Raw genomic sequence first — 19,127 nt, forward strand, 5'->3', positions numbered from 1 at the left:
CTTCGTCCACCTGGCCCACTTCCTCTTCGCTTTTCACTCTTTCACGATCTTCGAAACCGCCTTGAATATATCGCCTTCAGCCACCCGCAGCAGCTCAAAGAGAGCCATTTCACTGCTGGTAAGGGAGGCGCCGGCCTTTTCAATACAGCGAATTCCGAGATTTTTGTTCTCTTCAGTTCTTGATGAAACGGCATCGGTCACCAGATGAACATTATAACCGAACTCGATCAGTTCAACCGCTGTCTGGTAGACGCAGACATGGGTCTCAATGCCGGCAACAAGAATATCATTGCGGTTGAATGAACGGAGCCGGTGCATGAACTCCGGGCTGCCGCAACAGCTGAACGCAAGCTTCTCAACGGGAACATTTCCGGGCAGCAGCTCCATCAAAGACTCAATGGTATGGCCCAGCCCCCCGGGATACTGTTCGGTTACCAGAACCGGCACCTCAAGCACCTGACAAGCCCGTATAAGGCGGCTGAGCGTGCCCTCAACCTTTGCCGCTTCAAATACACCCTTTGCCAGTCGGCCCTGTACATCAATAAGCAGAAGCAGCGTCTCCTTTGGAGTAATCATAATCGTCTTGAATGAAAAAACTTTAGATAGCAGGAGAATGTTGTATGTATAAAGCAACAAAACAACAAATATGTAACTTTTAATGATAAATATGAAGAGCGGTCCCATAAATAATAAACCCCCGGAAGAGCGGGAATTGCCCCGTGGCAAAAAGGGCGAATATCTGGTCATGCTTCAGCTCATTCTGATGACGGGCTTTATTGTTCTACCGGTCTATCCGCAACTTTCCGGCCTCGAACTGTTCAAATCGCTTGCGTTCATCAGATGGACAATACTCTCACTCTTCACCGGATATGCACTCCTATTGGTCGCACTTGGTTTATTCTCCATCAGAAAATCGCTTACGCCACTCCCCTATCCGACAGAGAACAATCAACTCGTCACTACGGGAATTTATCATGTCGTACGGCATCCCCTTTACAGCGGCGTGCTTTTTGCAGCCTTCGGATGGAGTGCTTTCCAGATGAGCCTCTCCCATCTTTTCATGACCGGTATCGGCTTGTTCTTCTTTGACTACAAGGCTGCACAGGAAGAGCGCTGGCTCAGTATACGCCATCCTGAATATAATAGTTACAGGCATCGTGTAAAAAAATTCATCCCGTGGATATACTGATTAGCGTAACCCCTGAACCATTTCAAATTTCAGCGCAAACAATTACCTTTCACCTTAAGAACCGCTTAGTGTTCACGAATCATCGTCACAACGACACGTTACTGATTACTGCCATGAAAAAAATAGGTGTACTGCTTTCCGGATGCGGATATCTTGACGGATCGGAAATCCATGAAGCCGTCCTTACTCTGCTTGCAATAGACAATGCCGGAGCAAAAGCTCAATGTCTGGCGCCGAACATACCACAGCACCATGTTGTCAACCACCTCACCGGTGAAGCCGTACCCTCCGAATCCCGAAATGTTCTGGTCGAAGCAGCACGCATTGCCCGGGGCGCCATCACCGATCTCAGCAACATTGATACCCTTGATCTCGATGCCCTTATTCTTGTCGGCGGGTACGGCGCAGGAAAAAATCTCTGCACCTATGCCTTCAAAGGCAGCGATTGCGATGTTATTCCTGAAGTCTCAAAAATATTGCACGCATTCTTCAAAGCAGGGAAACCACTTGGATTCATCTGTATAACCCCGGTAATCGCCGCAAAGGTACTCGGTGACCAGCAGATTGAACTGACGAGTGGCTGCGACCAAGAGACCGCCGATAACTTAGAAGCTATGGGAGCCCGGCACATCGAATGTACGGCCTCTAATACCATTGTAAGCAATAAGGGCAAAATAGTAAGCACCCCCGCCTACATGCTCGAAACCTCAATAGCAGAAGTATCGAAAGGCATCGACAAACTCGTTACGGAAATCATAGCAATGCTCTGAGATTGTTAACATGAAGTGGAGAGCCGGGAGGGTGGACATAAGTGGACGATAATGGACACAGTGGACAATACCGAAAAACCAATCTCCCCTCAACTCTTCAGCTCTTGTCCACTCGCGTCCACTTATGTCCACCATTTCTTCGTCCTCGAAGTCCACTTTCTTCAACTCTGCACTCGTCCCTCAACACGTCCTTTCTTCTCTTAAATCTAAAATCCATAATCCATTTACAGCCGTAATGCCCGATAGAGGTCATCATGCTCAAAGGCGCTCTCCATTCTTTTTACTTCTGCTGAGCGAGCACCAACGGTTTTTGCGACGTCACGCCAACTCTGCGTGGCACGAGCCACGTCAGCAATCATTCGATCAGCATTAACCTTTTGCAATCCAAAAAGAGGGGCGACCTCCCGTACCAGCTCTATTGAGCAGGTTCCATCTTCAAAGTCGATATTTGTAGCAAGTACTCTTTGTTTCAGGTCCTGAGGTGTCGGGTTGAGATCGTACACCGGAGACAATGTCCAGCCATGCCTGCTCAACATCAAAAAACCGTGGTTGCGTAAATGATCATCCACGTTTGAAATCAGCACATTCAAGACCATGCGACGAAACAAATCAGCCCGGTCAGCCTTCGCCTGAGCGCCGGATTCTCCAATCGCATCGACGATATCCAGATAACTTCCCCCCTCACCATCCAACGATCGGGTCATAGACATTGCTGACATGAATGGAATACGCCCAGCCTTGTTTCGATCAAAACGCCGGGATATCAGAATCGCTTTATCCGCAATCCTGACAAGCTCATGAACTGGTGTCCGTATCCCTGCTTTTTCGGCAAGTCTCAACGCAATCTCTTCCCAGGTTTCAATGCTGTATTCGTCGTTTTCCTTTGGAAACTTGGCTATCGCAAGACGACCATACTGATCAATAACTGACGCCTTGGGGCGAGCACCTCCAAGTGAGGATCCGGGAGCAAAAATCATCCGTAGATCTTCATCACTCTCTTCATCGCGAAGAATCCGCTCACTCACACCCAATAATTTTCCAAGCTCAATGAGTTTTGGTACTCCAGTATCTGTCGGTGCAAGAAAAGCCTCCTCTCCCGGGAACTTGAAGCGAAGAGCGCCCAGACGAGTCTCATCTGCAACTCCCAACAGGTAGTCTGTTTCAAATAACGTCCGGGGAGTCCTCCTCTCTTTTTCGGAGCGACGACGCTCGGCACGACGCATTAGACGCCGACCCCATTGGTCAGGAGCAGAGTCTCCTAACGTACCGAACATATTCTGCCCAGGGTTTGGAACGAAAACACCACGACCCACCTTGATTGATGCGTCTATCGAAAAATGATCGGATGCATCAATCCATCCGTTGTCATACTGAAATGAAACCATCTCACGCCCGCGTCCGGATTGACGGTGCAACCGGCCGACCAATCGGCATGAACCTTGCCAATCAATATAGACCTCGACTTCAGACATTGCGATCCCTGCGATTGTTGACCGGAATGCGAGCCCGCATGGACAACGCTGCCGACACAAGTTGTTGACCCACGCTATCTCGCAAAGGGTCGGCAAGACCCGCAAGATCATCCAGCAACCCAAGGGCCTGAAGTACAGATGCATAGATACCGATGCTCACAGAAGGATCGCCCTTCTCAAGACGGGAGAGCGTTGGCCGGGAGGTGGAAGCACGCTCAGCGACTACACTCATCGGGAGTTTGCGGTGCATCCGTGCTTCATGAATGTTGTTGCCTAACTTGCGCAGCACTTTTCGAACTGCCGGTGTCGGTAAATGAGGTGTCGGCATTTGTAATCTCTATTTATCTTAAACAAGACTTAATGTAACACGAAAGCTACATATCACAAAACCAAACAGAATCCTCCCTTCACTCAGCACTCGCTACTCAGCACTCTTCTCCCCTCTTCAGTTCTTGTCCACTCATGTCCACCATCTCTTCGTCCACTTGCGTCCACTTCTCTTTTTCGAAAGCGCAGCAAGCACCACAAGGGTTATGATATAGGGCATTGACTGCACAAGCTGGGATGGAATCCATCCTGTCTGAAACCATATTTCCATGGATTCGGCGGCGGCGAACATCAGGCTTGCAGCTACAGCTCCAAGAGGGGTCCACTTGCCGATGATCATGGCCGAAAGAGCGATATATCCCCTTCCGGCCGACATGTTATCGGTAAAGGTGTGCTGCTGAAAGACCAGAAAAGCACCTGCAAGAGCGGCAAGTCCACCGGAAATCAGCACTCCGGAATATCGCATAAAGTCCACATTGATTCCGGCACTCTCCGCAGTTTCAGCACTCTGTCCCGCAGCCCGAAGCCTTAATCCGTATGGGGTGTTAAAGAGCAGAAAATGGCCGACCGGCACAGAGAAAATCGAAGCAAGAAAAAGAGGATCAAGAAAGAGAAAAGGAACTTCAATCCCCGCAATTCGCTCGGAGTTCATTGAACTGCCGTAAAGCAGAGTAAGACCGAAACGGGTGGCACCCATGACAAGAATATTGACGGCAATGCCGGCAACAATCTGGTCAGCCTTAATGGTAATGGTAATAAAGGCAAAAAGCAGCGCGACTGCGAAGCCGGAAAACAGAGCCAGAGCAATCCCCGCAAGAGCAGAACCTGTCCGGTACTGGCCGTAAGCCGCACCGAACGCTCCGGCAAGCATCAGCCCCTCAAGTGCAAGGTTGACAATACCCCCCCGTTCGGAAAAAGTGGCCCCCACAGAGGTCAGCACGTAAGGCACGGCGATCCGCAAAATCTGCAAAAGAATAACGATCAGTTCAGCACCCATAACGAATAGAGATAATCTTCGTTTCGGAAGATTTTTACATAGGTTTTTTTTATTAAATTTCAATTCTTGTAATAGTAGTCAACTTCATCTGTTTTTTCACCATCTCCCCTTTTGTTAATCTGGTGAAAAGATAAATTTACTCCTGAAAAACAATGCCAACATCTGAGATGAGTAACGAAAAAGCTGCTGCCAAGCAGTACATCTACCGCTTCTCGGGCGGTTCTGCAGAAGGTGATGCGTCAATGAAAAACCTGCTGGGCGGTAAAGGCGCCAACCTGGCGGAAATGGCCAACATCGGCCTGCCGGTGCCTCCCGGATTCACCATTTCCACTGAAGTCTGCACCTACTATTACGACCACCAGAAAACCTACCCGACAAACCTTTTTGAAAAAGATATTCCCCTGGCTCTCACAAAAATCGAGGATGTTCTTGAAAAGAAGTTCGGAGATCCGGAAAACCCGCTGCTTGTTTCAGTCCGTTCAGGCGCAAGAGCCTCCATGCCCGGCATGATGGACACGATTCTCAATCTCGGCCTGAATGAAAAAACCGTTGCCGGTCTTGCAAAAAAATCGGGCAATCCCCGCTTTGCATGGGACTGCTATCGCCGTTTTGTGCAGATGTACGGTGATGTTGTGCTGGATTTGAAACCGGCAGACAAAAAAGAGATTGATCCATTCGAAAAGATACTTGAAGCCAAAAAACATGAACTTGGTATTGAGCTCGACACCGAGTTCAAGGTTGAGGACCTGCAGGATATCGTCAGCAAATACAAAGCAGCCATTCTCGAAAAAACTGGCAAGACATTCCCCGAAGATCCTCACGAACAGCTTCGCGGTGCGATCGGTGCCGTATTCAACAGCTGGAACAACGAACGGGCCATTGTCTACCGCAAACTCAACCACATTCCCGGCTACTGGGGCACGGCCTGCAATGTCCAGGCGATGGTCTTCGGCAACATGGGCGAAGATTGCGGAACCGGCGTTGCCTTTACCCGTGATGCCGCAACCGGCGATAACATTTTCTACGGCGAGTTCCTGATGAATGCCCAGGGTGAGGATGTTGTGGCAGGCACAAGAACCCCGCTTAAAATCGAACAGCTCAAGGCTGAAAATCCCGGAATTTACGACCAGCTTGAAGATATACGCTCGATTCTCGAACACCACTACCACGACATGATGGACATCGAGTTCACCATCGAGAACAACAAGCTCTTCATGCTGCAATGCCGGGTCGGCAAACGAACCGGTTTTGCCGCTGTCAAAATTGCCGTTGACATGTTCAACGAAAAGCTTATTGATGAAAAAGAGGCACTGATGCGCATTGAGCCTGAACAGCTCAACCAGCTTCTCCGCCCGGTCTTTAACCTGGACGAGAAAAAAGAGGCCATTGCCGGCGGACGTCTGCTTGCAACCGGCCTGAATGCCGGACCCGGCGCTGCTACCGGAAAAATCTACTTCAACGCGGTTGATGCCTATGAGGCCGGCAAGCGCGGAGAAGCGGTCATTCTCGTTCGTATCGAAACATCACCAGAAGACATCAAGGGTATGGCTGTTTCGGAAGGCATTCTCACCGAACGCGGCGGCATGACCTCCCATGCAGCACTTGTTGCCCGACAGATGGGCAAGGTGTGCGTCGTGGGATGCGGAGCACTCAGCATTGACTACCAGAAAGGTGAACTTCGTGTCAGCGGTAACCCGATCGTCCTCAATGAAGGTGACTACATCTCCATAGACGGCAGCACCGGCGAAGTCATTGCCGGAAAGGTAGCAACCAAAAACTCCGAGATCATCGAGGTTCTGGTCGACAAGACCCTGAAGCCCGAAGATGCTCCGACCTGGCCGATCTACAAGCAGCTCATGGAGTGGGCCGACAAATACCGCAAACTCAACATCCGCACCAATGCCGACCAGCCTGACCAGGCTGAGATTGCCATCACCTTCGGCGCTGAAGGTATCGGCCTCTGCCGTACCGAGCACATGTTCTTCGGCGGAGAGCGCATTGACGCGATGCGCGAAATGATTCTGGCCGAAAATGTGGACGGTCGCAAAAAAGCACTTGAAAAGCTGCTTCCCTATCAGCGCGAAGACTTCTACGGACTCTTCAAGACGATGGGATCCCGCCCCGTCACCATAAGGCTCCTCGATCCTCCGCTCCATGAGTTCCTGCCGCACACCGACAGCGAAATCGAATCCCTTGCCAAAAAGATGGGCAAATCGGTTGCTGCCGTAAAAGAACGCATCAGTGATCTGCACGAATTCAACCCGATGCTCGGACTCCGCGGCTGCCGCCTCGGCATCCTTCACCCTGAAATCACGGTGATGCAGGTCCGCGCCATTATTGAGGCTGCCTGCAAAATCAAGAAGGAGGGGCTCGAAGTGGTACCTGAAATCATGGTTCCGCTTGTCAGCACCGTAAAAGAGCTTGAGATCACCAGCGAAGTTATCCATAAAACAGCCCGCAGCGTCATAGCCGAACAGGGAACCGGTGTCAAATATCTCGTAGGCACCATGATCGAGGTTCCGCGTGCGGCAATCACCTCCGACCAGATTGCAACCGCGGCTGATTTCTTCAGCTACGGCACCAATGATCTGACCCAGATGGGACTCGGCATGAGCCGCGACGACTCCGGCCAGTTCCTGCCGACCTACCAGCAGCAGGAGATCTTTGCCCGCAACCCGTTTGAATCCATTGACAGGGATGGCGTTGGCCGACTGATGAGTATCTCTGCCAAAGAGGGCCGTTCAGTCAAACCGGATCTCAAACTCGGCATCTGCGGTGAGCACGGAGGCGATCCCTCTTCAGTCGAGTTCTGTCACCAGATAGGACTCAACTACGTTTCATGCAGCCCTTTCCGGGTTCCGATTGCACGCCTTGCCGCTGCAAGAGCTGCACTGCAGGGTTGAAGCTCTTCACACACACACACCATGTTCTTATGACAACGGCGGCCCCAGGCCGCCGTTGTCATTTTGCTGTCAGATCAGATTCCTGAGTGGAATTTATAAAATCAGAAGGCTGTTTATGGGTACCTATAAATTGTCGTGATCGGGTTGAGGGCAAGGCGTATGGAGCGCAGAAACCGGAGTGTACAAAGGAGTACTCGAGGATTTCGAGCACCACACAACGATACCATCATGTCGCGGAATAGATTTATAGAGGTGGGCCGATCTTTTTAGATGTGCTTACGGAAAATAATATCGATATTGAAATTCGTTCCGTTATGCTGCCCTTCAAAGGAGAATAAGCAAAACCGATAAACGGCACCATGCAAGCGATTCGATTACGTACTCGTGAGCTGTTTGAAGTTCAAGCTCCAGAGGAGCGACATATTGGTAGGTGAAGAGATTTTGGATTTTGAATTCTTGATTAAGCCCTGTAGAGGCGCAATATTGGTAGCCCACGATGAAGTCGGGGTTGGGATGAGGATTTCGAACACTACCCAACGAAACGATCAGATCGCGAAATACATTAATAGGGGTGCCCCAAAAGAGAATAGAGAGAACAATGGAATACAGTCATATCAATATCAAGGGTGCCAGAGTCCACAATCTCAAAAACATCTCTCTCGATATTCCCCGCAACAGGTTTGTTGTCATTACCGGACTTTCAGGATCAGGAAAGTCCAGCCTCGCCTTCGACACGATTTATGCCGAAGGGCAGCGCCGTTTTATGGAGACCCTCTCACCCTATGCTCGCCAGTATATCGGCAGCATTGAGCGTCCGGATGTTGATTTTATTGAAGGTCTCTCGCCCGTTATAGCCATCGACCAGAAGAGCACAAACCGCTCACCCCGTTCAACAGTCGGCACCATCACGGAGATTCATGACTTCATCCGCCTGCTCTACGCCAGGGCCGGACGACGCTACGACCCTGTTACCGGCCATATGCTCAAAAAACAGAGCGAGGAACAGATCTGTGAAGCCATACTTGCTCTTCCGGAAGGAACGAAAATCCAGATTCTCTCCCCTCTTGTTGCCGGTCGTAAAGGGCACTACCGCGAACTCTTTGAACGACTGTTGCTCAAAGGCTATCTCCGGGTCCGTATTGACGGAGAGTACCGGGAGATGGAAAAAAACATGCAGATCGAGCGATATAAAAGTCACTCGATTGAACTGGTGGTGGACCGTATGGTGATCGATCCCGACTGCGCTGATCGGCTCAAGCAGGCTGTCTCACTTGCGATCAGCCTCTCGGAACACAAGTCATCGGTTATCTGCGACCCGCTTGAAAGTCAGCAGAAAGAGCTGGTCTTCAGCACACGCTACGCCTATTCTGACGGCTCCGTACCGGTCGATACCCTTGCACCCAACCATTTCAGCTTCAACTCCCCATACGGCGCATGCCCGGAGTGTAACGGCCTCGGGGAGCTCATGCAGCTTTCGGGAGAGCTGATGATCCCCGACCTCTCGCGTTCTCTCAACGAAGGTGGCCTTGACCCGTTCGGCAAACCCGGCAAACGAAACCTCTGGCAGGTGATCAGGGCAATTGCAAGAGAGTTTGACTTTACCCTTGACACCCCGCTTTGCGATATACCCAAAGAGGCCCTGAATATCCTCATTAAAGGATCAGGGAGCCGGACCTTTAACGTCAGCTACTCCTACTCCGGCCACGACACCCTCTATCCCCAGCCATTTCCCGGCGCCCTCCCCTATGTTGACGAGATCCGCCGGAATGCCGGATCACCGAAAATCAGGGAGTGGGCAGAGAGCTTTATGATCCGGCAGCCCTGCCCGGAGTGCAACGGGGCTCGACTGCGCAAAGAGAGCCTGCTGGTAAAAATCAACAATCTCAACATTGCCGAAGCCGAAGCGCTCCCGCTGCCCGAGGCCCTTGCATTTTTCACTGCCTTGCCTCCAGCCCTCACACCGAAAGAGCTGCTGGTCGCCACACCGGTACTGCATGAAATTGTCAAGCGGTTGGAATTTCTTTTGAATGTAGGGCTCAGCTATCTCTCGCTCGACAGAGGCTCGCAGACTCTATCGGGCGGTGAAGCCCAGCGTATACGGCTTGCCTCACAGCTCGGCTCGCAGCTCAGCGGAGTGCTCTACGTACTTGACGAACCAAGTATCGGACTCCATCAGCGCGACAACCACAAACTTATTGAGTCACTCAAGCGGCTTCGCGACCTTGGCAACACCGTTCTCGTGGTTGAGCACGACAAGGATACCATGCTGGCAGCCGATGAGATTATCGATCTCGGACCCGGAGCGGGAGAGTATGGCGGAGAGATTGTTGCACAGGGAACTGCTGCATCCCTCGACCCCCACTCGCTCACCGCTGAATATCTCAGTGGAGCCCGGCAGGTCAGCTTCAGGGGAGAAGGTCTAACCGATACCGAGGAGAAACAGTACCTGAAAATCAAAGGGTGCAGAGGAAACAACCTTAAAAACGTTGACATCACCATTCCCCTCCGCTCGCTCGTCAGCATTACCGGCGTCAGCGGATCGGGTAAATCCACCCTGATCAACGAAACGCTCTTCCCGATACTTGCGCGCCACTTCTACCGCTCAAAACTGCTGACCTATCCCCATGAGAGCGTGGAGGGAATCCAGAATATCGACAAGGTGGTCAATGTCGACCAGTCCCCGATTGGGCGCACGCCCCGTTCAAATCCGGCTACCTATACCGGCGCATTCACCTTTATCCGCGACTTCTTTACCCGTCTGCCTGAAGCACAGATACGCGGCTACAAGGCCGGACGCTTCAGCTTCAACGTCAAAGGGGGACGCTGTGAAGTGTGCCAGGGAGCGGGAACCCGTAAAATAGAGATGAACTTTTTGCCTGACGTCTATGTCCAGTGTGAGAACTGCAAGGGAGAACGCTACAACCGCGAAACCCTGCTCGTCAAATACCATGGCAAATCCATCGCTGATGTGCTTGAAATGACCATCGAAGAGGCTTCGGAGTTCTTTGTAGACTTTCCACGTATTCGGCGCATCCTCACCACCATGCAGAGCGTCGGGCTCGGCTACCTCAAACTCGGCCAGCCCTCCCCCATGCTCTCGGGCGGAGAAGCGCAGCGCATCAAACTCTCGGCTGAACTTGCTAAAATCCAGACCGGCAAAACGCTCTACATACTCGACGAACCGACAACCGGCCTGCACTTTCAGGATATCCAGCACCTGCTGGAAGTCCTGCGCAAGCTTGTTGACAAAGGCAACAGCGTTATTATCATCGAGCACAACCTCGACATTGTCAAAAACAGCGACTGGGTAATAGACCTTGGACCTGAAGGGGGGAATGAAGGGGGGGAGATAATAGCAGAAGGAACACCCGAAGCGATAGCCACCATGGAACACTCCCATACCGGCCGCTACCTTAAAATGGAAATGACACCCCTGACGGGGTAATGCTTGATTTCTGAGGTACCGTACCTCCGTTGGTCACTAAAAACGACCTAAAAGACATCAGGGACAACAACGACAAGAAGAAAGAGGGCAGTCACACAGTACCCCCCCTACATTCAGAATCTTTTCAATCTTGTCCACTCCGTCCAGTCCACTGCTGTCCACCATTTCTTCGTCCACTGGTGTCCACTTTCCTCACAGAAACTCCTCGTAATAATCAAGATCCTTGTGGAAGGTCTCTTCAAGGGAGTTAAGTGAAATGAAGGCTGCCGAGATACAGAGTGCACCGACCAGAAGAGCTCCGGACTCCAGACCGAAAAAGCCCTTGCTGAACTGAAAAAGCATGGTAATGGGAACCACCATGCCGCGAACAAAATTCGGCACCGTAGTCGCCACTGTTGCCCGCAGATTGGTGCCGAACTGCTCGGCCGCAACGGTCACAAAAATAGCCCAGTATCCACCGGAAAAACCCAAAACAGTGCATACTGCATAGAAGAACTGAGGAGTGCGATTTCCCTGGAGAAAATAGAGTGCAATGGAGACGACAGTAAGCAGCATAAAAAGCAGAATAACTTTCTTCCTGCTCTGCAGCAGCTGGCTCAAGAGACCGCTCGAAAGGTCACCGAACACCAGACCGAGATAGCAGAACATCACCGCATTTCCGGCGGAAACAGGTCCTGTTGTACCAAGCTCAACGGCAAACTCGGGAGAGAAGGTGATCAGCACACCCACAACAAACCAGATCGGCACGCCGATCATGATGGAGTTGATATAGCGCAAAAAACGGCCCCTGTCGGTAAACAGGGCAAACATGTTCCCCCTGCTCACCCCGGATTTCTCCTCCATTTTTTTGAACATCCCCGACTCGGCAACCTTCACCCGTGCAGCAAGCAGAAGAAGACCAAGTCCGCCTCCGATGAAAAAAGCGTTATGCCACTCATAGGTATTGGCCACATAGTTGGCAAGAATCGCGCCCGAAACACCGATTGAAGCCACCAGCATGGTACCGTAACCGCGGATACGGGTGTGCAGCACTTCAGAAACAAGCGTAATGCCCGCCCCGAGCTCACCGGCAAGCCCGACACCTGCTATGAAGCGCAACACCGCATAAGCCGGAAGGGTGGTAACAAGACCATTGGCAATATTGGCAAGTGAGTAAAGCAGAATCGAGGCAAACATGATTTTCAGCCGGCCCTTCTTGTCGCCGAGCCAACCCCAGAGAATACCTCCGACAAGCATACCGATCATCTGCATGTTCAGCAGAAAAACCCCGTAATCGATCAGCTCCTTGCCTCCAAGTCCGAATGACTTCAAACTCGGCACCCTCACAATACTGAACAGCACCAGATCGTAGATATCGACAAAGTAACCAAGTGCCGCCACAATAACCGGCATGCTGAAAATATCACGAACCGAAACATGCTCCTTAAGCTCCACAAAGCCTCCCTCTAAGGTTTATTGCCCTTAAGGCGATTGAATAAATCAAACAAAGGGCGGGTGCAACCCGCCCCTTGATTCGTGTAAATTCGTGGACGATCTCTTTCTCTTCGCTCAGCACTCGCCGCTACCAATATCGCACCCCTCCGGGGTTCAATCCAAAATCCATAATCTCTTAAATCCTGTCCACTCCGTCCACTTCCATCCACCATCTCTTCGTCCACAGGCGTCCACTTTCTTCACAACTTCAGAAAATGCTTTTCAACCGCCTCAAGCTCTTTATGCTCTTCTCCAGGCAAAGGCTTCCGTAAACCGGCAACCGGCTGCAGTACATCCGGAAAAATACTGACCTCGACCCCCTGCATGATACTGTCAAAAAAGACAACAAGCCTTGTCTCCCGACCATGCTTCACTACCACCCCTTCTAAATCCCTGAATGGACCGGCAAGAACCTTGACCTTCTGTCCAACCGGAATATCGGCGACTGTACGTCCAATCGCATCCGGCTCCCTGACAAGTTTTCTGAGCCAATCAATATCTTTTTCCGCTATCACCGAAGGCACTTTACCGATTCCGATAAACTTGACCACACCTTCCGTCTCAAGTACAGGAAGATGATCATGGCGCATATCGATATTGACAAACACATAACCCCGAAACAGAGGCTCGCTCACTTTTTTCTTCCGGTCACTCCACTGCTTCCATGTTTCAATCAGCGGTAGAAAAGTTGTAATCTGCTTTTCAACCAGCATCCGGTACACTTTTTTTTCATAACGGGATCGAACATAAACAGCATACCAACGCAGATTCTCATCCTCAACCATAATATCCGGACCTCTTTATTTAAACCAATGCGCAATTCCCACCAAAAGAATGAAAGACAAGGTAACCACTGCACAATAGTTCACAAAATGCACCATAAAAAATCTCTCCTCGTCATCTTACCCTTTCAGCGGCAAAAAATGAACCAAAAAAAAGCGCTGAAAGCGCGATTAGAGTAATTGTTCGGCCCTGATTATTATGGATGCCGGATTTTAAAAAGGGTAGTCCTCGTTTTTATGTTTTTAATTTAAAATCAATAATTCAAAATTCAGAATCATTATTATCAGGGCTTCGCCCAATAATAAATCAATCCGATCATCTCCCGCAAGGCTGTTGAAGAGAGAGCAAGCGCACCGGGATCAGGAAGAAAATCCAAAATGGTCACTTCACTATTGTCTCCTGCCTGAAAATCCACAGGATATCGCTCTACCTGAAATCCTGCCTTTTCAAACTGCATTGCAGCTCGACGCATATGGAATGCGCTCGTAACCAGTATAATTTTTTTCCGCGCACCACTTCTGACCCCAAGCAGCCGCGCTGCTGCTACCGCTTCATCCGCTGTATTTCCTGCAACTGCGGTTAAGAGAATCGCCTTTTCGGGCACACCGATAAGCATAGCCCTTTTGGCAAGCAGCTCACCTTCGGGAATTGATTCAGGTTGCCATGGCACCTGACCTCGGGTAAAAACAATCACCGGAGCTTTGCCTGCTTTGAACAGATCAATACCACCTTCAAAACGATCTACCCCGCCATTCCATTCTCCCAAAGGTGCCCCTTTAATCTGACCAACTATCCCACTCAATACCACAACAGCATCCACTTTGTGCAGAGAACTCACCGGAACCCTGCTTGCCCAGCCCTCCACTGCCCGTATCAAGGAAGCGCTGACAACCGGCATACTGAACATTCCCAGAACCATGATACCGAGCCCAATCAGCAGGCGACGGCGAAAAAACAGCCCTGCAACTAAAAGCAGCAGGCTCAAACCCAACGGCAGCACCAGTATCGGAAGTATCTTGTTAATCACCTGCTTCCCTCTTATGAATTATGAAACGGGTTATACGTGCGGGGCTTTACCCGGATAGAGTTTTTCCTGCCTGTATTCGTTGTATGGGAACAGATCGATCTGATCGAAAAAAGGCTGACAGGCATCCTTTGCAGATACCCTGATATCCTCTTGCGGAAGAGTCCAGTCGATACCGAGAGCGGGATCATTCCACATGATACCGGCATCGTGCGAAGGGGTGTAGTAGTTGTCACACTTGTAGGCAAAAACCGCCGCCTCCGAGAGTACAACAAATCCGTGCGCAAACCCTTTCGGCACCCACATCATGTTCTTGCGATCACCATCAAGCAGACAGGATACATGCCTGCCATACCAGGGCGATCCCTGGCGGATATCCACCGCGACATCAAGCACCCGGCCCTGAACCGCACGCACAAGTTTCGACTGGGTAAAGGGCGGTTTCTGAAAATGCAAACCGCGAAGCACGCCATAACCGGATTTCGACTCGTTATCCTGCACAAACGAAACCTTTCCTATCTGCGTCTCGACCTCATCCTGACGAAATGACTCAAAAAAATAACCACGGTTATCTCCAAAAACTTCCGGCTCAAAAAACAGCACATCAGGTATAGCTGAAACAGTTACTCGCATAACCTTTATTCAATATAAATTAAGCCCAAAATACAGCGCCGCGTCACAACACCATCAATATTTTCCTTGAAAAGGCAGCTTCTTCAGATACTCTCCATAATGATTTTTCATGAGCGGTTCCGCCAACAGCAAAAGATCTGCATCTGTTATCCACCCGTAACGCCAGGCAATTTCCTCAGGACATGCGATTTTCAACCCCTGCCGTTTTTCGACCGTCTGGATGAAGTTTCCCGCTTCCTGGAAGGATTCATGCGTTCCCGTATCAAGCCATGCAAAACCGCGACCAAGCATCGAACATTGTAATACTTCACGCTTCAGATATACTTCATTTATCGAGGTAATCTCAAGCTCTCCTCTTGCTGATGGACAAACATTTTTTGCAATCTCCACCACATCATTCGGATAAAAGTAAAGCCCGACGACAGCAAAATTCGATTTCGGGTATACCGGTTTTTCTTCAATCGAGAGTACATTTCCCGCCGCATCGAACTCAGCAACACCATATCGCTCGGGGTCACTGACATAGTAACCAAATATGTTTGCCCGACGCTCTTCCGCCACCATTCTGACTGCTGCTTCAAGCATCTGCGTAAACCCGTATCCGAAAAAGATATTATCACCGAGAATGAGCGCCACGTCATCACTACCAATGAAAGATTCACCAAGAATAAACGCCTGAGCAAGTCCATCCGGAGAGGGCTGGACAGTATAGGAGAGTGAAATCCCCCAGTCACTGCCGTTACCAAGCAATTTGATAAACATCGACTGGTCTTCAGGGGTGGTGATGATGAGTATCTCCCTGATTCCTGCAAGCATCAGGGTCGTCAGGGGATAATAGATCATCGGCTTGTCATAAACCGGCAGGAGCTGTTTGGATATTCCTTTTGTTACCGGGTAGAGCCTCGTACCAGATCCCCCGGCAAGAATTATTCCTTTCATACTTCGTACTTGATTACAATATTTCCGGGAATTTGCATAACACACTCACCTCCCCCTCTTAATTCCAAAATCGGCATTCAAAACCAATAATCTCTTGAAGTATTAGTAATCACCTGCATCATCTCTTATCCTCTTGCACAATAACTTGCAAATTTTTCAAATACAAAGCAGCCTCTTCACTGCCTTCTTGAGGTGCCCATAGAGCAACCTCTTTAGCTTGGTCAGGATTAAATGGCCCAGCCTTAACTTCAAAAAGTACCGACCCGGGAACTAATGCAACGACTGTATGCCATGAGCCGGAAGGTAACTCAACACCGGATGCCAGATCTTCAGTTGAAGCATACTTTTCAGAGCCGAATTTTATCGTATCAACAATAACCCCAGTCTCATCAAACAAAATCAGGGCAAACAGCCCTCGAACAGCAATCAATGTCTCTGTTTTAGGATCAAGAGCATGCCTGTGAGGAAGAATATAGCTGTCGACGGCTATTGCATTGAATAACCTTTGGCAAGGATCCTGATAGCTTGAGTGAATGTTCCTGTGCTGCCGTTTTCTGGAAGATTTATCTGCTTCAAGGCTCAGGCGATCCAGATAACGTGTACCAAATTGCAAGCTCCTGCTGCACGTTTTATTCCATACTTGTTTAACGGTACTTAGAAGCATATGAAAACCGTTTATAACCTGCCATCGACTGAATCCTGAGGTAATACCCCCTTAATATCATAAACCACAAAATTTTCAGTGGAAGCGAGCGCAGCAATGTCCAGTGTTTTGAATTGATCGTGAGCTACAGCGAGAATAACTGCCTCATAATGGTTGGCGTTCAAGTTGGAAAGCGACTCAAGCCGGTACTCATGCATAACCTCTTCCGGGTTTGCCCAGGGATCATAAATATCTACTTGTGTGCCGTACTGCTTGAGTTCATGAACGATATCGACCACCTTGGTGTTGCGGATATCGGGACAGTTCTCCTTGAAGGTAATACCGAGTATGAGTACGTTAGCTCCCTTTATTTTGTGATCCCGGGCAATCATCAGCTTGATGACTTCAGAGGCAACATATTTGCCCATATTGTCATTGAGCCGTCTGCCGGCGAGAATGATTTCGGAATGATAACCATACTCCTGAGCCTTTTGAGCAAGGTAGTAGGGATCAACACCAATGCAATGACCGCCAACTAGACCTGGCCGGAAGGGAAGAAAGTTCCATTTCGTACCCGCTGCGGCAAGCACCTCCAGTGTATCAATGCCCATACGATTGAATATCATGGAGAGCTCATTGACAAAAGCAATGTTGATGTCCCTCTGGGAGTTTTCAATTACTTTTGCTGCTTCGGCAACCTTGATGGAGGAAGCACAATGCGTTCCGGCCGTGATGATAGAGCGATAGAGTTCATCAACTTTTTTGGCGGTTTCAGGAGTCGACCCTGAGGTTACCTTCTTTATTTTGGTAACGGTATGCTCCTTGTCGCCGGGATTGATGCGCTCCGGAGAGTAACCGGCAAAAAAGTCCCGGTTAAAGATGAGGCCGGAAACCCTTTCAAGAACTGGAACACAATCCTCTTCGGTAGCTCCTGGATAAACCGTTGATTCATAGATAACGATATCACCCTGCTTGAGCACTCTTCCGATCGTCTCACTGGCTTTAACAAGCGGAGTCAGAACCGGACGATTGTTTTTATCCGTTGGAGTCGGAACCGTAACGATGTAGTAATTTGCAGCAGCAAGCTCACTCGCGTTTGCAGTAATAAAAAGTCCGTTTGCACCGCTATTGTTATTACAGCTAAGGACACTTTTAAGGTGATCGCCCGTTATCTCAAGCGTGGCATCATGACCGGATTGCAGATCTTCAACCCGATCCTGTTTGATGTCAAACCCGATAACAGGATACTTTTTGGCAAATTCCACAGCAAGAGGCAACCCTACATAACCGAGGCCGATAACGGCAATTCTGATAGGCGTCATTAATTAATGGGGGAAATGATTTTATTTCAAAAATTAATACACAACAATTCAGTCAGATCGTGTCTATATACCTATAATAAAAAAGAATCAGAATATCTGTTCCTGTTCCTGGAACAATAGCGCAATACCGACTGACAGTGCAACCGCAAAAAAATCTTTCTTATGAAAATCATCCGAGTTTGGTAGCACGGGCATAATGGCCTCCTGAACCGGTCACAACCTTTATTTCCGTAAAACCTGCATCCCTGAACAACTCCAAAAACTTCTTATAAGAATACCGATGGTTAACGGGTGCAAGCAAACGGTCTTCAAGATCTCCATAAATTGAATGCGGTGATGTCCCCCAATGCAAAGGCATTGCATTTCCAAGCTTTGAAAGGTGGGGAATGCGCTTCATAATCCATGCAGGCCAGGAAAAAAACAGAAGGCAGGGCCAGGCGAGAAGATGACAAAAGAACTGCGCCATCCGGTGAGGCATATATCTGATGAGTTGCATCAACAAGGTTTCCGCAATAATGCCCGACCGTTTGAAAAGGTCATCCTCATGGTTCTTGTAGAGATAAACAAAGGCCGTCCCGCCCGTTTTAAGCACCCGGAAAGCCTCTTTGACGCACTTTTCAGGATCATCCGTATGGTGAAACACACCGAAAGAAACGACATAATCAAAAAGTGAGGCCTTTAGTGGCAGTAACCTGGCATCACCCCGGATAAAATGCAGATTGACGACAGTCCTGAACCGTTCTGCCAGCGTTTTGACATTCTCACCAATATCCATCGCCAGAATGTCAAGGTCACTCCTTGATTTTGCGAGCTTAACGGCATCTTCACCGGCACCGCAACCAATCTCAAGTAGCCTTGAACCTTCAGCAAAGAAAAAACCGGAGCCGAATACATCTTCAAATTGCGAAAAATGTCCGGAATGCACCTCTTCATCAGATGATACATGATGAAGGTTCTCTCCCCAGGTAACCAATGCCTTTTTTGCTATCGCATCTCTCTGCTGCAGTTCAACAAAATCCGCAATAAAAGCAGAGAGCGGATATCTTTTCTGACACCCCGAACAGAGAAACTCTCCATCCTTTTCGTGCAACGCGCAGGCACACGATGGACACTGCACCACAGCAATGATACTATCTCTATAATCCTGCATTAAACAACCATATTTTTCAAATGATACACCACCAGATATAACGGGAGTTCCAACTAC

The 19,127-nt window shown here is 49.5% G+C and carries 16 protein-coding genes; 4 read left to right on the forward strand and 12 right to left on the reverse strand.

The window, feature by feature from the left end; translation table 11 throughout:
- Nucleotides 1–33 precede the first annotated feature (33 nt).
- The gene (locus tag G9409_RS00920) at nt 34–576 is read right to left on the reverse strand and encodes a hydrolase (protein ID WP_166807012.1); all 543 of its coding nucleotides are present in this window, start codon (nt 574–576) and stop codon (nt 34–36) included.
- 91 nt (nt 577–667) lie between these two features.
- Between G9409_RS00920 and G9409_RS00925 the strand changes: the two genes are divergently transcribed.
- Together G9409_RS00925 and elbB are read left to right on the forward strand one after the other, a co-directional pair.
- Nucleotides 668–1,189 carry a methyltransferase family protein gene (locus tag G9409_RS00925; RefSeq protein WP_328700105.1) on the forward strand — a complete coding sequence of 174 codons (522 nt, stop codon included), beginning with the start codon at nt 668–670 and terminating at the stop codon, nt 1,187–1,189.
- 113 nt (nt 1,190–1,302) lie between these two features.
- Nucleotides 1,303–1,959 (forward strand): isoprenoid biosynthesis glyoxalase ElbB, encoded by a 657-nt coding sequence (gene elbB, locus G9409_RS00930; RefSeq protein ID WP_166807013.1) that lies wholly within the window; start codon nt 1,303–1,305, stop codon nt 1,957–1,959.
- 224 nt (nt 1,960–2,183) lie between these two features.
- On the opposite strand, the gene G9409_RS00935 is transcribed toward elbB, so the two are convergent.
- From G9409_RS00935 to G9409_RS00945, 3 genes are all read right to left on the reverse strand, one after another.
- The gene (locus G9409_RS00935; RefSeq protein ID WP_166807014.1) at nt 2,184–3,431 is read right to left on the reverse strand and encodes a type II toxin-antitoxin system HipA family toxin; all 1,248 of its coding nucleotides are present in this window, start codon (nt 3,429–3,431) and stop codon (nt 2,184–2,186) included.
- Nucleotides 3,424–3,759, reverse strand: a complete 336-nt coding sequence (locus tag G9409_RS00940; protein WP_166807015.1) for a helix-turn-helix domain-containing protein — start codon at nt 3,757–3,759, stop codon at nt 3,424–3,426. The genes G9409_RS00935 and G9409_RS00940 overlap by 8 nt, the downstream gene beginning before the upstream one ends.
- Nucleotides 3,760–3,891: 132 nt before the next feature.
- Entirely contained in the window at nt 3,892–4,755 is an 864-nt protein-coding gene (locus G9409_RS00945; RefSeq protein WP_166807016.1) for an ABC transporter permease, read from the reverse strand.
- Between the two features lie 152 nt (nt 4,756–4,907).
- On the opposite strand from G9409_RS00945, the gene ppdK reads away from it, so the two are divergent.
- Complete coding sequence (gene ppdK / locus G9409_RS00950) at nt 4,908–7,658, forward strand: pyruvate, phosphate dikinase (RefSeq protein WP_166807017.1); 2,751 nt, start codon at nt 4,908–4,910, stop codon at nt 7,656–7,658.
- 598 nt (nt 7,659–8,256) lie between these two features.
- A complete protein-coding gene (uvrA, locus tag G9409_RS00955; protein ID WP_166807018.1) occupies nt 8,257–11,103 on the forward strand; it encodes an excinuclease ABC subunit UvrA in 2,847 nt (948 codons plus the stop codon).
- 192 nt (nt 11,104–11,295) lie between these two features.
- Here the strand turns inward: uvrA and G9409_RS00960 are convergent, their stop codons facing one another.
- From G9409_RS00960 to G9409_RS00995, 8 genes are all read right to left on the reverse strand, one after another.
- The gene (locus tag G9409_RS00960) at nt 11,296–12,495 is read right to left on the reverse strand and encodes an MFS transporter (RefSeq protein WP_166807433.1); all 1,200 of its coding nucleotides are present in this window, start codon (nt 12,493–12,495) and stop codon (nt 11,296–11,298) included.
- Nucleotides 12,496–12,776: 281 nt separating this feature from the next.
- The gene (locus G9409_RS00965) at nt 12,777–13,361 is read right to left on the reverse strand and encodes a UpxY family transcription antiterminator (protein WP_166807019.1); all 585 of its coding nucleotides are present in this window, start codon (nt 13,359–13,361) and stop codon (nt 12,777–12,779) included.
- Between the two features lie 281 nt (nt 13,362–13,642).
- Nucleotides 13,643–14,386: a YdcF family protein gene (locus tag G9409_RS00970; RefSeq protein ID WP_166807020.1), complete on the reverse strand. Its 744-nt coding sequence runs from the start codon at nt 14,384–14,386 to the stop codon at nt 13,643–13,645.
- A 30-nt stretch (nt 14,387–14,416) separates the two neighbouring features.
- Nucleotides 14,417–15,016: a dTDP-4-dehydrorhamnose 3,5-epimerase gene (gene rfbC / locus G9409_RS00975; RefSeq protein ID WP_166807021.1), complete on the reverse strand. Its 600-nt coding sequence runs from the start codon at nt 15,014–15,016 to the stop codon at nt 14,417–14,419.
- Between the two features lie 54 nt (nt 15,017–15,070).
- Entirely contained in the window at nt 15,071–15,955 is an 885-nt protein-coding gene (gene rfbA, locus G9409_RS00980) for a glucose-1-phosphate thymidylyltransferase RfbA (RefSeq protein ID WP_166807022.1), read from the reverse strand.
- Nucleotides 15,956–16,073: 118 nt separating this feature from the next.
- A complete protein-coding gene (locus G9409_RS00985) occupies nt 16,074–16,619 on the reverse strand; it encodes a WbuC family cupin fold metalloprotein (RefSeq protein ID WP_166807023.1) in 546 nt (181 codons plus the stop codon).
- 11 nt (nt 16,620–16,630) lie between these two features.
- Nucleotides 16,631–17,920: a nucleotide sugar dehydrogenase gene (locus G9409_RS00990; RefSeq protein WP_166807024.1), complete on the reverse strand. Its 1,290-nt coding sequence runs from the start codon at nt 17,918–17,920 to the stop codon at nt 16,631–16,633.
- 169 nt (nt 17,921–18,089) lie between these two features.
- Nucleotides 18,090–19,070, reverse strand: coding sequence for a class I SAM-dependent methyltransferase (locus G9409_RS00995; protein WP_166807025.1), 981 nt, complete (start codon nt 19,068–19,070; stop codon nt 18,090–18,092).
- Between the last annotated feature and the right edge of the window lie 57 nt (nt 19,071–19,127).

The organism is Candidatus Chlorobium masyuteum, assembly GCF_011601315.1.
GTDB classification, from domain to species: Bacteria; Bacteroidota; Chlorobiia; order Chlorobiales; family Chlorobiaceae; genus Chlorobium; species Chlorobium masyuteum.

What these genes read in the sequence shown, in the direction of transcription:
- G9409_RS00920 (WP_166807012.1), bottom strand. Translation starts at nt 576, where the DNA reads ATGATTACTCCAAAGGAGACGCTGCTTCTGCTTATTGATGTACAGGGC.
- G9409_RS00925 (WP_328700105.1), top strand. Translation starts at nt 668, where the DNA reads ATGAAGAGCGGTCCCATAAATAATAAACCCCCGGAAGAGCGGGAATTG.
- elbB (WP_166807013.1), top strand. Translation starts at nt 1,303, where the DNA reads ATGAAAAAAATAGGTGTACTGCTTTCCGGATGCGGATATCTTGACGGA.
- G9409_RS00935 (WP_166807014.1), bottom strand. Translation starts at nt 3,431, where the DNA reads ATGTCTGAAGTCGAGGTCTATATTGATTGGCAAGGTTCATGCCGATTG.
- G9409_RS00940 (WP_166807015.1), bottom strand. Translation starts at nt 3,759, where the DNA reads ATGCCGACACCTCATTTACCGACACCGGCAGTTCGAAAAGTGCTGCGC.
- G9409_RS00945 (WP_166807016.1), bottom strand. Translation starts at nt 4,755, where the DNA reads ATGGGTGCTGAACTGATCGTTATTCTTTTGCAGATTTTGCGGATCGCC.
- ppdK (WP_166807017.1), top strand. Translation starts at nt 4,908, where the DNA reads ATGCCAACATCTGAGATGAGTAACGAAAAAGCTGCTGCCAAGCAGTAC.
- uvrA (WP_166807018.1), top strand. Translation starts at nt 8,257, where the DNA reads ATGGAATACAGTCATATCAATATCAAGGGTGCCAGAGTCCACAATCTC.
- G9409_RS00960 (WP_166807433.1), bottom strand. Translation starts at nt 12,495, where the DNA reads ATGCCGGTTATTGTGGCGGCACTTGGTTACTTTGTCGATATCTACGAT.
- G9409_RS00965 (WP_166807019.1), bottom strand. Translation starts at nt 13,361, where the DNA reads ATGGTTGAGGATGAGAATCTGCGTTGGTATGCTGTTTATGTTCGATCC.
- rfbC (WP_166807021.1), bottom strand. Translation starts at nt 15,016, where the DNA reads ATGCGAGTAACTGTTTCAGCTATACCTGATGTGCTGTTTTTTGAGCCG.
- rfbA (WP_166807022.1), bottom strand. Translation starts at nt 15,955, where the DNA reads ATGAAAGGAATAATTCTTGCCGGGGGATCTGGTACGAGGCTCTACCCG.
- G9409_RS00985 (WP_166807023.1), bottom strand. Translation starts at nt 16,619, where the DNA reads ATGCTTCTAAGTACCGTTAAACAAGTATGGAATAAAACGTGCAGCAGG.
- G9409_RS00990 (WP_166807024.1), bottom strand. Translation starts at nt 17,920, where the DNA reads ATGACGCCTATCAGAATTGCCGTTATCGGCCTCGGTTATGTAGGGTTG.
- G9409_RS00995 (WP_166807025.1), bottom strand. Translation starts at nt 19,070, where the DNA reads ATGCAGGATTATAGAGATAGTATCATTGCTGTGGTGCAGTGTCCATCG.